The 12,472-nt window shown below is 38.0% G+C and carries 12 protein-coding genes; all 12 read left to right on the top strand.

Going from position 1 to position 12,472, the window contains the following annotated elements; genetic code table 11:
- Window positions 1-195 precede the first annotated feature (195 nt).
- The 12 genes from QF028_RS00465 to QF028_RS00410 all read left to right on the top strand — a co-directional run bounded on the left by QF028_RS00465 (window position 196) and on the right by QF028_RS00410 (window position 12,468).
- Window positions 196-939, top strand: coding sequence for a response regulator transcription factor (locus QF028_RS00465; protein WP_429463274.1), 744 nt, complete (start codon window positions 196-198; stop codon window positions 937-939).
- A gap of 71 nt (window positions 940-1,010) precedes the next feature.
- Window positions 1,011-2,120 carry an XdhC family protein gene (locus QF028_RS00460; RefSeq protein WP_429463273.1) on the top strand — a complete coding sequence of 370 codons (1,110 nt, stop codon included), beginning with the start codon at window positions 1,011-1,013 and terminating at the stop codon, window positions 2,118-2,120.
- 4 nt (window positions 2,121-2,124) lie between these two features.
- Window positions 2,125-2,733, top strand: a complete 609-nt coding sequence (locus QF028_RS00455; RefSeq protein WP_429463271.1) for a nucleotidyltransferase family protein — start codon at window positions 2,125-2,127, stop codon at window positions 2,731-2,733.
- Window positions 2,730-5,150: a xanthine dehydrogenase family protein molybdopterin-binding subunit gene (locus QF028_RS00450; protein WP_429463269.1), complete on the top strand. Its 2,421-nt coding sequence runs from the start codon at window positions 2,730-2,732 to the stop codon at window positions 5,148-5,150. The genes QF028_RS00455 and QF028_RS00450 overlap by 4 nt, the downstream gene beginning before the upstream one ends.
- Before the next feature lie 51 nt (window positions 5,151-5,201).
- Complete coding sequence (locus tag QF028_RS00445) at window positions 5,202-6,071, top strand: FAD binding domain-containing protein (RefSeq protein ID WP_429463267.1); 870 nt, start codon at window positions 5,202-5,204, stop codon at window positions 6,069-6,071.
- Between the two features lie 4 nt (window positions 6,072-6,075).
- The gene (locus QF028_RS00440; RefSeq protein WP_429463266.1) at window positions 6,076-6,285 is read left to right on the top strand and encodes a 2Fe-2S iron-sulfur cluster-binding protein; all 210 of its coding nucleotides are present in this window, start codon (window positions 6,076-6,078) and stop codon (window positions 6,283-6,285) included.
- Entirely contained in the window at window positions 6,266-6,562 is a 297-nt protein-coding gene (locus QF028_RS00435) for a (2Fe-2S)-binding protein (protein ID WP_429463264.1), read from the top strand. The genes QF028_RS00440 and QF028_RS00435 overlap by 20 nt, the downstream gene beginning before the upstream one ends.
- 21 nt (window positions 6,563-6,583) lie before the next feature.
- Window positions 6,584-7,375: an enoyl-CoA hydratase/isomerase family protein gene (locus tag QF028_RS00430; protein ID WP_429463262.1), complete on the top strand. Its 792-nt coding sequence runs from the start codon at window positions 6,584-6,586 to the stop codon at window positions 7,373-7,375.
- Window positions 7,376-7,904: 529 nt separating this feature from the next.
- Window positions 7,905-8,306, top strand: coding sequence for a PaaI family thioesterase (locus tag QF028_RS00425; protein WP_429463260.1), 402 nt, complete (start codon window positions 7,905-7,907; stop codon window positions 8,304-8,306).
- 636 nt (window positions 8,307-8,942) lie between these two features.
- Complete coding sequence (locus tag QF028_RS00420; RefSeq protein ID WP_429463259.1) at window positions 8,943-9,527, top strand: UbiX family flavin prenyltransferase; 585 nt, start codon at window positions 8,943-8,945, stop codon at window positions 9,525-9,527.
- Between the two features lie 115 nt (window positions 9,528-9,642).
- Window positions 9,643-10,995 (top strand): MFS transporter, encoded by a 1,353-nt coding sequence (locus QF028_RS00415; RefSeq protein ID WP_429463257.1) that lies wholly within the window; start codon window positions 9,643-9,645, stop codon window positions 10,993-10,995.
- 15 nt (window positions 10,996-11,010) lie between these two features.
- Window positions 11,011-12,468: an aldehyde dehydrogenase family protein gene (locus tag QF028_RS00410; protein ID WP_429463256.1), complete on the top strand. Its 1,458-nt coding sequence runs from the start codon at window positions 11,011-11,013 to the stop codon at window positions 12,466-12,468.
- Window positions 12,469-12,472: the final 4 nt, after the last annotated feature.

The following is a 12,472-nucleotide window of genomic DNA, read 5'->3' as shown; positions in this document are numbered from 1 at the left end:
AATAAGTAAGAAGCAGAAATCTCTATGGAAGTTGTTGCTGGAAAGGGTGAATACTTAAAATAATGATTTTAAATCCAAATATAATAAATTTTTATAATACATATCTTAAAAAATTAAAACAGCTATATCTAGATAATTTTTATAATTAAGATCAACATAATATGATTAAAAATTTTTAAGTAAGGGGGTGATCCTATGGCTGAACTCTTAATTGTTGATACAGACTCTAGCTGTACAAGCGAAATACGTCGTATTGTTGAAAACAGCCCCTATAGTTTTCTTCGTATTTATGAAGCTACTACTGCAAAAAGGGCAATGATGATGCTCAAACAATCCCGTCCAAGTGCACTTTTGTTAGATGTTTCACTGCCAGATATGGATGGAATCACTCTTGGGAAAAACGCTCTGCATCTTTATCCTGATTTATCGATTATTGTAATTACCGGGTTGAAAATGTTTGAGATGGTTCACTCAGCAATTAATTCAGGTTTTTCAGCCTATTTATTGAAACCGCTTACTAAAAACGAGGTTTTGAGTACATTGGATCGTGTTTTAAAACCAGAGATTAAAAAGGAAATCAATCAGACAGTGCATGATGGAGAAAGCAACAATTTTGACTTAAGAAAGCCGATTCAAAGTGCTGTTCAGTACATTCAGTTACATTATAACGAAAGTCTTACACTTAAAAACATTGCTGATAAAGTTTATTTAAGTCCATCATACTTTAGTAAATCATTCAAGGAAGAAATAGGGATGACGTTTGTTGAATATCTATCTTGGATTCGCGTTCAGAAATCAAAAAATATGTTAAGAATGACTTCACTCCCAATTGACGTCATAGCAAATAACACAGGTTTTGCTAATTCTAGTTACTTTGCAACAACATTTAAAAAAATAGAAGGTAAAACACCAACTCAGTATCGTGAACATTTTTTCTGAGATCAGACAGAAAAAAATATAAATGAATATCGCAACGATGAAAAGATTTTAAAACTTCAGGAGGGATTGCTGTGTTAACAATAATTAATGAGATGGAAAGGTGTGCTCGAGAGAAGAAAAGAGGCATCCTGGCCACCGTCATTCGCGTTGAAGGATCAGCATACCAGAAAGAAGGTGCAAAATGCTTTATTGCTGAGGATGGAGAGCTTATAGGGTTGCTAAGCGGGGGTTGTGTTGAAAATGATATCATTGAACACGGGAAAGAAGTCTTGCAAACTGAAAAGCCCAAAAAAATCTATTATGATTTCAGAGATGAAGGAGACCAAATTTGGGGGCTAGGAGTAGGTTGCAACGGAGCAATAGAAATTTTTCTCGAATTATATGATCCTAAAAGTCATCCTGAAAAATGCTTATTAATGAAAGAAGCTTTTACAACAAGTAAATCAAAAATAATTGCAACGGTTACAGAAGCTGGCGATGAATCTAAAATCGGTGAAAAGTGGATCTTTTCGGTTGAAAAGGAATGCATTTCTTTTGAGCAGGTTGGAGAAGAAACAAATCAACTTTCCAGATTAAAAAAGAGAAAATCTAAGCTTGTTACAGTGGATGTTAATACTAAGGTATTCTTTGATTATGTCGATCCAGTACCATCACTGTTTATATTTGGAGCTGGTCCAGATGCTGTTCCATTAGTCAAGACAGTAAAAAACTTAGGTTGGAAAGTAAAAGTGATAGATCATCGACCTGGGTTTGTGAATGAGAAAAATTTCCCATTAGCTGATGAGTTAATTTGCTATCAAAAAGGCGAAAGTCCAGACGTCCCTATAAATGAGAATGCATATGCCGTTGTGATGAGCCACCATTTTATTCAAGACCAGATTGTATTGGAATCACTTTTGAAATCTGCCATACCTTACATTGGAGTTCTTGGGCCAGTGACAAGGACGAAACAACTGCTTCAGCCGATAGTGAATAGATACTCTATTGATGAATTAAAGCTTGATCGGATTTATAGTCCTATAGGAATTGATATCGGAGCAAAGCACCCTGAAGAAATTGCTTTAAGTATTGCGTCGGAATTGGTTAATGTTCATCGCGATGGCAATTCTCTACATTTAAAACATACAAAGGGTGAAAGCATTTTGGCTGATGATCAAATAAAAAGTGTGTTAGCTTATTGATGATATGAGAAATGAAATCTGGGGTATAGTTTTAGCTGCAGGAATATCAAGAAGAATGGGTACACCGAAAATGCTCCTTCCATATCGGGAAAAAACACTCATTCGTTCTGTCATTGAGAAATCTTTAAATTCAGTTCTTGATGGTGTGGTCGTTGTTATAAATCCAAAGGTTGAAGGGTTGTATAAGGAAGTTTCACTTACACGTGTAAAGCAAGTCATCATAAATAATGATTCACATATAGGCATGTCAAGCTCTATTAAAGCTGGATTGCATTCGTTACCTAAACAAGTAGAGGCAGCGGTTATTCTTTTAGGAGATCAGCCTGAAATAAATGAAAAATCAATTAACAAAGTGGTTGAGGCTTTTTTAAAGCATAAACCAGCCGTTGTCCAGTCTGTCTTTTTGAATAATAAGAAAGGACATCCGGTTTTATTTAAACGAAATATGTTTCCACATCTTTTAGAGACAGATGGAGATAGTGGCGGAAAGTTCGTAATCCAAAAGTTTAACAAGGAAGTTGTTTATGCCGAAATGAACCAGATGAACATTCCTGATATCGACACATTTGAAGATTATCAGCGATTGATTAAAGAAGAGGGGGTTAGGAAATGACAAAGGTAATTGGAAAGTCTACGACGAGAGTAGAGGATAAACGGCTTTTAACAGGTCAAGGAAAATATATAGATGATCTAGGTACAACAACAAATACAGGACATGCGGCTATTTTACGAAGCCCGCATCCTCATGCTTATATTAAATCAATTGACAAAGCCGAAGCAGAAAAAATACCTGGAGTCAAAGGAATTGTAACGGGACAAGACATCAAAAGTCTTCTAAAGCCGTTTAGTGTTGGTGTCACGGCACCAGTTAAGTATTTTCCTCTAGCGATTGATAAGGTGAGATATGTTGGCGAGCCTGTTGCCATTGTAGTGGCTAAGGACCGTTATACAGCTGAGGATGCTCTTGAAAAAATTCAAGTTTCCTATGAATCGTTAAAAGCAATTGTTGATATTGAAGGATCAATGAAAGATGATGCACCGATATTACATGAAAATGTTGGTTCAAATATCGCCAATCATCGTGAATTTCATTACGGTGAAGTTGAAAAGGCTTTCACTGAAGCTGATCGAATCGTAAAACATAAATTCAAGTTTCCCAAATATACAGCTACTCCTGTGGAAACTTATGGCGTAATTGCAAATTATGACCCTGCTCACGATCAATATACAGTAAATGCAAATTTTCATGGACCATTTGTAATTCAGGCGATAATGGCTCAAGCATTGCAAATTCCAAGCAACAAATTAAGAATCATTGTTCCAAAAGATATCGGAGGCAGTTATGGGATAAAGGCAGGAATTTTCCCTTACATTGTTCTTTGTGGAATAACAAGTAAGCTAGTCGGTTGTCCAGTCAAGTGGATTGAAGACAGACAGGAACATCTTTCTTCAAGTGCAAGTGGAACTGATCGTGTCACTTACATTGAAGCAGCCGTAAAAAATGATGGCAAGGTTACCGGATTAAGAATGAAAATGATTGACAATGTTGGAGCTTATATTCGTGCACCGGAACCAGCGTGTTTATATCGTAACCATGCGAATTCAACAGGAGCATACGATATTCCAAATTTAAATATTGATGCGTATGCGGTGATGACAAATAAGTCGCCTACTGGCTTAATTCGCGGTTATGGAGGACAGGAGCTTTACTTCCCGTTAGAACGAATCATGCAACTAGTTGCTAAAGAGCTTGGTATGGATCATAGAGACGTTATACAAAAAAACTTGATCAGAAAAGCACAATTTCCATATAAAACAGCTTCAGGCGGTATTTACGACAGTGGGGATTATGTGAATTCGTTTGAACTGGCGCTTTCAACAGGGAAATATGAAGAATTTAGAAAAAAACAGGAAGAAGCACGTGAAAATGGAAGAATGTTAGGTGTCGGCCTCGCCTGTATCGTCGAGCCGTCCGGATCAAATATGGGATATATCACTGTTGCATTAACACCAGAAGAAAGGGCAAATTCATTGCCAAAATCGGGATGTGCTGAAGCTGCTACCATTTCAATGGATCCATTAGGAAGTGTTAATGTAAGGATTAGCACTACACCATCAGGTCAAGGACATGAAACTGTTACGGCACAAATTGTATCTGAAGTTTTGGCCATTCCGATAGAACAAATTAATGTTGTCGCAGAACTTGATACATCGACGAGTGCATGGTCAATTGCTTCTGGAAGCTACTCAAGTCGTTTTGCTTCACTAGGATCTAGTGCTGTTTATTATGCTGCACATAAAGTACGTCAAAAACTATTTAATATTACAGCAAATCAACTTGGTGTAGACGTTTCAGAGCTTGATCTAGACAATGGTCTCATTTTTGTTAAAGATAATCCAGATAAAAAGTTTCCATTAAAACGTGCAGCAGGCCTTGCGCATTGGCATCCACTTTCTTTGCCTAAAGGAATGGAGCCGGGAATCTATGAAACTTACTATTATACTGCTGAAGTTGCAGAGCCGCCTGATGAAAACGATCTAATCAATTCCTCTGTCACATACGGATTTGTTGCTGATATGGTTACAGTTGAAATTGATCCAGATACAGCTGAAGTAAAAATCATTGATTATTTTACCGTTCATGATGCTGGAAAGCTTCTAAATCCGTTGATTGTAGATGGACAAATTATGGGTGGTCTGGCACATGGCTTAGGTGGCGCTTTATACGAGGAACTAGCCTATGACAAAAATGGGCAGTTCTTAACGGGGTCTTTTATGGATTACTTATGTCCAACTGCACCGGAAATTCCACGTGTAACGATAAAACATACTGAGTCGCCGTCCCCTCTTACTCCGTTAGGTGCAAAAGGATTGGGAGAAGGAAATACGATGAGTGCTCCAGTAGCGATTTCTAATGCAGTAAATGATGCTTTAGCACATTTAGATATAATGATTGACGATTTACCATTAAGTCCTAATCGCATCTGGAAATTACTTAGTGATGCAAAAGATAAAGTGACAACATCTTAAACAAAAATTGGACTAAATCATTAAGAGGTAAAACAGAAGGGGAGGGGAAAAATGAAACCTGCAAAGTTTGAATACTATAAACCTACAACACTTAGTGAAGCATTAAGTCTATTAGAAGAAACCGGTGATGATGGAAAAATCATTGCTGGCGGGCAAAGTTTAGTGCCGATCATGAATATGCGCCTTGCAGCACCAAAGTACTTGATTGATATTAATGGCTTAAGTGAACTTAATTATATAAAAAATGAAGATAATATCCTTAAAATTGGTACGTTGACAAGACAAAGTACAGTAGAAAAGTCTGAGATCGTCGCAAATGCCTGTGGTTTGTTAACAGAAGCCATTTCCCAAATTGGACACGTGCAAACAAGGAACCGAGGGACTTTCGGTGGAAGCATTGTGCATGCTGATCCAAGTGCTGAACTCCCACTTGCATTGCTAACATTGAACGGTTCAGTACAAATTGCTTCAATGGATGAGGTTCGAAGTGTTGATGCAGAAGATCTCTTCGTTACCTATTTGACGACAGATATTATGCCGACAGAAATCTTAACAGCTGTGCATATACCAATCATTAAAGGCAGGAACGGTTATTCATTTCAAGAGATTGCAAGACGGCATGGAGACTTCGCGCTAGTTGCAGCTTCCTGTATTATGACAGTTGATGATCAAGACGAAATTTCTTCAGTGAGATTAGCCCTTGGAGGGGTTGAAGCGATTCCTTTATTAATTGAGGATGCAGAAGACATCATGGTAGGGGAAACACTGTCTGATTCTTTATTAGATAAAGTTGTTGAAAGTGTTGAATTTGCTGTTGAGCCAGAGTCAGATCTTCATGCCTCAGCAGAATATCGAACACATCTTGCTAAAGTGCTAACGAAGCGTACGTTAACTCAAGCCTATGAAAGAGCAAGGAGGTAGTGAAATGGGACGACACCAAGTAGAAGTAACAATTAACGGAAAAGTTTATCAAGAAGAAGTGGACTCTCGAATGTTGTTAACCGATTTTATTCGAGATGTGTGCGGACTGACAGGTACACATGTTGGATGTGAACACGGTGTTTGCGGTGCTTGTACCGTAAATGTGAATGGGTGCAGCAATGAGGGGATGTCTCATGTTTGCGGTCCAAGCTGACGGGCAGGAAATAAAAACAGTTGAAGGGTTAACAGAAAATGGAAAGTTAACAGATTTGCAGAAAAACTTCATTGAATGTCACGGTCTGCAATGTGGGTTTTGTACAGCTGGAATCTTAATGTCTACTGAAGATTATCTTGAAAAAAATCCAAATCCATCTACAAAAGAAATAAAAGAAATGCTTTCAGGACACTTATGCCGATGCACGGGGTATGACGGTATCGTTAAAGCAATCGAGAAAACGATTGAAAATAAAAAAACAGCGATTTCATCTTAAAATAGTAAAGGGGAATAAAAGATGACTGTATTGGAACAAACCTATGACCATATTCGCGTAGAGAAAAATGCAGAAAAACAAACAGCTACTATTGTATTGGATCGTCCGGAAAAAATGAATTACATTAGCATGCTTGGCAGAGATCAGTTGAAAGAAATATTTGAAGCCTTAAATAAAGACGATCAAGTTAGGGTCATCATTCTTAAAGGTGAAGGAGATGTATGCTTCAGTGCAGGGGGAAGCATTCCGGAATTTATGGCGACACATCAAGAAAAGCTCTCCCATTTGGCTGAGAACGTAGCAGCTCCTGAGCAGTCACCAAAACCAGTCATTGCCCAGCTCCAAGGGTATACGTTCGGTGTAGGACTTGAACTTGCGATGGCTTGCGATTTCAGAATCGCTGCAGAAGATACACTTCTTGCCCTTCCAGAAATGAATCTCGGAATGATTCCGGGGAGCGGTGGCACGCAGCGAATTGCAAAGATCGTTGGTTTGACAAGAGCGAAAGACATGATTATGCGTGCAAGAAAAATTCCTGCAGATGAAGCATATCAATGGGGTCTTTTAACACAAGTAGTGTCAAAAGAAGATCTTCAACAAACAGTGGATTCACTAGTAGAGGAGCTTGTACGATTTTCTCCGCTTGCCCAGCGTGTTGCAAAAGAGGTGTTGAATGCCTCAGAAGAGAGCCCGCTTAGTGCTGGTCTGAAGATAGAAGGAAAAGCATACGGCCTCCTGCGCACAACTGAAGACTTTAAAGAAGGCGTAGATTCATTCGTTGAGAAAAGAAAACCTATTTTTAAAGGAAAGTAAGTTATAGATACTGATGTTGTGAAAAACAACGGATTCTGTTAAAAAGCAAGAAAAAAGAACGAGGAAACAGATCTTTGGCTGCTTGCAGAGAAAGAAAGACGCTTTTCTCTGCAAGCTTTTTTGTATGTTTAGAATGTATAAACTAAGGTAGAGAGTATAAGAAAAACAAAGGCTAATGCCATTAGGATTTGGCGATAAGCAAGTTGTTTAGCCTGAAATAGGAAAATAGCATTTGCATTAGAGATTAAATTCAATTACTATGCAACTTTTAGAAATTACCCATAATAATAGCTTCCACTATTTTTTAGAATCAGATATCCATATTTAAAGAGCAAGGATTAAAAGGATCTAATAATTGGAGTACTTTTATGTCGGTGATCACTGTTTAATTATAAGAATATATAAATTTGTATGAATTTGACTGGAAGAGAACCAAGAGATTGTATCATGAAATTTCTAGTCTGCAATCCTAACAGAAGTTATGTTCAATAATGACGAATCTATAGCTAATAAAAGAGGAGGATAGATCATGGAAATTCATCCGCGAGTGAAAGCAATGTCAGAGGGAAGCGTGTGGAAAATGATGGGTGTTGAAGTGGTGAAAGGAAACGAAGGAGAATGTGAATTAGAAATAGAAGTCAAAAAGGATTTTACACAATCTTATGATTCGATGCATGGCGGATTAATTGCAACTCTACTTGATATGTCAATGGCTGCAGCAATCTCTACTACTTTGGAAAGTAATAAATATAGTAATACGATTGACTTGCATACTAACTATCTTCGTCCAATGTTTGGTAAGAGATTGGTTGCAAAAGCAAGTATTGTAAAAAGGGGAAAGCGTATAACAGTAGCAAATGCGGATGCGTTTAATGAGGATGGGAAACATATTGCAACAGGTAGAGCTAATTTTATGATTTTAGATAAATAATTTCCATCTAATCAAATGACTGATACAAACATGTAATATCGATTATTCATAAATTGGATAAATATATTAAAAAACACCTGTGCGGTTTGACAAACTAATGTCTTTTATCTTTTTAGTAAGAGTAATGATCCCCTTATTAGGGATTTTTAGCAATATTGAAAGCTTTCATGAAAAATAAAAAAATGACTTTCCATAATTCAATTGAAGGGGATGACGAGATAAGTTTCACTTACTTATGTGTCATCCCCTTTATGATTCCAACCAAAAATGGAACTGCAGTGGTTCCAACTGTAACGACATATGTTCCAGTTTGATGGTGAACCTTCTCAAAATATGAGGTTTTAGGCGAATTCATAATTGGCATAGAATTTGCAACTATATAGTTAATAAAGTAGAGGAGGGATTTAATATGGATACACTGTTGAATCATTTTTGTATATCGTGGCGATCTAATTATTTACGTAAATGAAGTTTTTTAGGTGTTATTGAATTATTGGCAGGGGTATCACTCACATATTTGTAAGCGCTTAAAAACTGTACACTTACTTTTAAGGATCTTACAACCTTTGCTTTCTCATTTAAGAATTTATACATGATTTTTCTGAAGAACGATTACTAGTGTAGGGGGACTACAAGATGAAGAAAATTGTTATAGGAATAACTGGAGCAAGTGGATCAATTTATGGTATCAGGTGTCTTGAGACTTTAAACAAGCTGCAGATAGAGAGTCATGTCATTATTAGTTCTTCGGCTGAAAAAACGATCGAATATGAAACAGATTACTCAGTGGAACAAGTAAAATCACTGTGTAGTTTTGTATATGACTTACAAGACATTGGGGCAAGCATTTCAAGTGGTTCATTTCATGTGGATGGAATGATTATTGCCCCGTGTTCAATCAAAACTCTATCATCAATTGCTAATAGTTTTAATGACAATTTAATCACGAGGGCGGCCGATGTAACTTTGAAAGAACAAAGGAAATTGGTACTAATGGTACGTGAAACACCATTTCATTTAGGCCATTTGCGGCTCATGCAATCAGTTACAGAGAATGGTGCAGTTATCCTCCCTCCTGTTCCTAGCTTTTACCATAAACCGAAATCATTAGATGATATTGTTAATCAAAGTGTCGGGAAGGCATTAGATCAATTTGGGATTGATGCTCAACTCTTTGAACGGTGGTCAGGACTAAATGAAAAAGAATCAATAACAAAATAATTAAGCGGGTTAATGATATTTTCCTATGCTCTACTATTTTTTTCGGTAACTCTACTTTATTTTATATGGTTCAACAGGAACTACAGAACATGTTAAAAAAACTGGGGGGACTCTAATGTCAAATGTTGTAACCACTCATTCAACACAAGAAAAAGTCACAGTTACCGGACGTCAATTTAGGTCTGCAATGGTTGCGTCAGTATTAGGATGGTCTTTTGATCTCTATGACCTTTTTCTTCTTCTTTTTGTCGCACCCACAATAAGTGCATTGTTTTTCCCAACAAGCAGTCCTACGATTTCTTTAGCTGCTGTGTATGCTTCTTTTGCTGTAACACTGCTTATGCGACCGCTTGGATCCGCAATATTTGGATCTTATGCTGATAAAAACGGGAGAAAGAAAGCGATGATCGTCGCTGTTGTAGGGGTTGGTGTAAGTACGGCTGCCTTCGGACTTTTACCTACAGTACCACAAATTGGTTTTATGGCTGCAATCATTTTTTTAATTTTACGCTTAGTTCAAGGGGTTTTTGTCGGTGGTGTCGTGGCATCTACACATACAATTGGAACAGAATCTGCGTCTCCTAAATGGCGCGGATTAATGTCTGGTCTAATTGGCGGTGGAGGAGCGGGATTAGGGGCTTTGTTCGCTTCACTGACGTTTACTATTGTTTCCGCTATTTTTCCTGGTGAGGCATTTAATGAATGGGGATGGCGGGTGATGTTCCTTACAGGAATTCTTGGTGCTGGAGCTGGACTCTTTGTATTTAGATCCCTTAACGAGTCACCCCTATGGGTACAATTACGTGAAGAAAATAAAGTGAAAGATGAGAAAAATAAAGATCAAGAGGTTGTATTGGAGCAATCACCTCTTAAAATGTTTTTTAAAAAATACTCCCGTGTTTTGATTGTGAACCTTATGATCGTTATTGGAGGCGGTTCAGGTTATTACCTTACGTCTGGCTTTATTCCCACGTTCCTGAAAGTAGTTAATAAGGTATCGCCAGAAGTCTTATCGGGGGTACTAATTTCCACGAGTATTGTGACAATCATTGCGGCTCTTCTATTTGGTCACATTAGTGAATTGATTGGCAGAAAGAAAACATTTTTACTTGTTGGTGTTTTAAATATTATCGGACTTCCATATTTTTATCTAGCATTAGCAGACTCTGTTACCACTTTTTCGATTTATTTGAATGCTATGGGACTTGTATTTTTAGGAAATGCAGCATATGCACCTGTACTAATTTTTCTTAATGAGCGTTTTCCAACAGCCATACGCTCTACAGGAACCGGAGTATCATGGAACATGGGATTCGCACTTGGAGGTATGATGCCAACTTTCGTCACCTTAGCGAGCGGTACGGTTGAAAACATACCTAATACACTCATGTATTTTGCAATTGGAATTTTTCTTGTCTACATCATTGGAAGCTTCATCGTACCGGAGACAAGAGGCAATCTTAAATAAATAGGGAGGGAAAAAATGCTTACCAAAATAGAGGTTACTAAAAATTACATTAATGGCGAGTGGCGGGAAGCTGAAACTGGAGAAACGATGGAATCTGTCAATCCTGCTACGGCTGAGATTATTGGAGAGTCGCAAAAGTCAGGCTTAGAAGATATTAAATTGGCCATTAAGGATGCGAAGTCGGCATTTGAAAAATCAGATTGGCGTTCAAATTCTTCGCGACGTTCTGATGCTTTAATGCAATGGGCCTATAATTTGAAGGAAAAAAGAGAAGAAATTGCTAGAATTCTAACGTTGGAGAACGGAAAACCAATCAAAGAGTCACGTATAGAATTGGACGCTTGTATTGATACCCTAAAATATTTTGCAGGTATGGCTCGTAGCATATTCGGAAGGTCAATTAATCTTTCCTCCACTTCATATGGCATTATTGACAAAGAGCCGATTGGAGTTGTAGGGATTATTTCACCCTGGAACTGGCCGGCAATGCTAATGATTCGCGAGATTGCTCCTGCACTTGCTGCAGGAAATGCAGTAGTTCTAAAACCGGCAAGCCGAACACCGCTTGTGAGCATTGCGATCGTCAGATTAATCGAAAAAATTGATGATTTTCCACCTGGAATTGTTAATATCGTGACAGGCCCCGGTAAGGTTATCGGAGATGAAATGACGACAAATCCTGATGTTAACGCCATCAGCTTTACAGGTGACACGACTACCGGCAAAAATTTAATGAAAAAAGCAGCAGAAAAGGTGAAGAAACTAGCTCTTGAACTTGGGGGGAAATCTCCAAACATATTATTTGCTGACGCAAATCTAAACAAGGCTATTCCAACTGTAGCAAAATCAGCATTTATTACTGCCGGCCAAATGTGTTTCGCGGGTTCAAGAGTGATTGTCCATGAATCGATACATCAGGAAGTGGTACTAGGGTTACGTAAAGAAGCTGAAAAGCTGAAAATAGGTAACGGATTAAATGAATCTACCGATATGGGGCCTGTAATCTCGGAAGAACAGCTGAATAAAGTTTTGGAATATTGCGAGATTGGTAGACAAGATGCAAAGCTTGTTACAGGGGGAAATAGGCTAATCGGAGGTGGATTCGATAAAGGTTTTTATATCGAGCCGACAATTTTTGATTACGTACCAATGGAATCAAGAATTGCACAGGAAGAAATTTTTGGCCCCGTGCTTGCCGTACAAGTGTTTAGGGATGAGGAAGAAGCGATCTCCCTCGCTAACGGAACTATTTTTGGGTTAGCTGCCGGGGTCTGGACAAAAGATGTCAACAGAGCAATGCGTATTGCAAAAAAAGTGGAGGCGGGAACTGTTTGGATTAACACCTATAACAAGAATTACCCGCAAACTGAATTTGGGGGCTATAAAGAAAGCGGAATAGGACGCACAAGGGGAATAGAAGGATTATTGGAATATACCGAAACCAAACATATTAATATCGAAATTGAAGAATAAAGGA

This window comes from Neobacillus sp. B4I6, assembly GCF_050434045.1.
Classification (GTDB): Bacteria; Bacillota; Bacilli; order Bacillales; family Cytobacillaceae; genus Neobacillus.
The sequence above is the reverse complement of the archived record's forward strand: the minus strand, read 5'-3'. Positions and strand labels throughout refer to the sequence as shown.

Bases quoted from the DNA above. Each gene is read 5' to 3' on its own strand.
- QF028_RS00465 (WP_429463274.1), top strand. From the start codon at position 196: ATGGCTGAACTCTTAATTGTTGATACAGACTCTAGCTGTACAAGCGAA.
- QF028_RS00455 (WP_429463271.1), top strand. From the start codon at position 2,125: ATGAGAAATGAAATCTGGGGTATAGTTTTAGCTGCAGGAATATCAAGA.
- QF028_RS00450 (WP_429463269.1), top strand. From the start codon at position 2,730: ATGACAAAGGTAATTGGAAAGTCTACGACGAGAGTAGAGGATAAACGG.
- QF028_RS00445 (WP_429463267.1), top strand. From the start codon at position 5,202: ATGAAACCTGCAAAGTTTGAATACTATAAACCTACAACACTTAGTGAA.
- QF028_RS00440 (WP_429463266.1), top strand. From the start codon at position 6,076: ATGGGACGACACCAAGTAGAAGTAACAATTAACGGAAAAGTTTATCAA.
- QF028_RS00435 (WP_429463264.1), top strand. From the start codon at position 6,266: ATGTTTGCGGTCCAAGCTGACGGGCAGGAAATAAAAACAGTTGAAGGG.
- QF028_RS00430 (WP_429463262.1), top strand. From the start codon at position 6,584: ATGACTGTATTGGAACAAACCTATGACCATATTCGCGTAGAGAAAAAT.
- QF028_RS00425 (WP_429463260.1), top strand. From the start codon at position 7,905: ATGGAAATTCATCCGCGAGTGAAAGCAATGTCAGAGGGAAGCGTGTGG.
- QF028_RS00420 (WP_429463259.1), top strand. From the start codon at position 8,943: ATGAAGAAAATTGTTATAGGAATAACTGGAGCAAGTGGATCAATTTAT.
- QF028_RS00415 (WP_429463257.1), top strand. From the start codon at position 9,643: ATGTCAAATGTTGTAACCACTCATTCAACACAAGAAAAAGTCACAGTT.
- QF028_RS00410 (WP_429463256.1), top strand. From the start codon at position 11,011: ATGCTTACCAAAATAGAGGTTACTAAAAATTACATTAATGGCGAGTGG.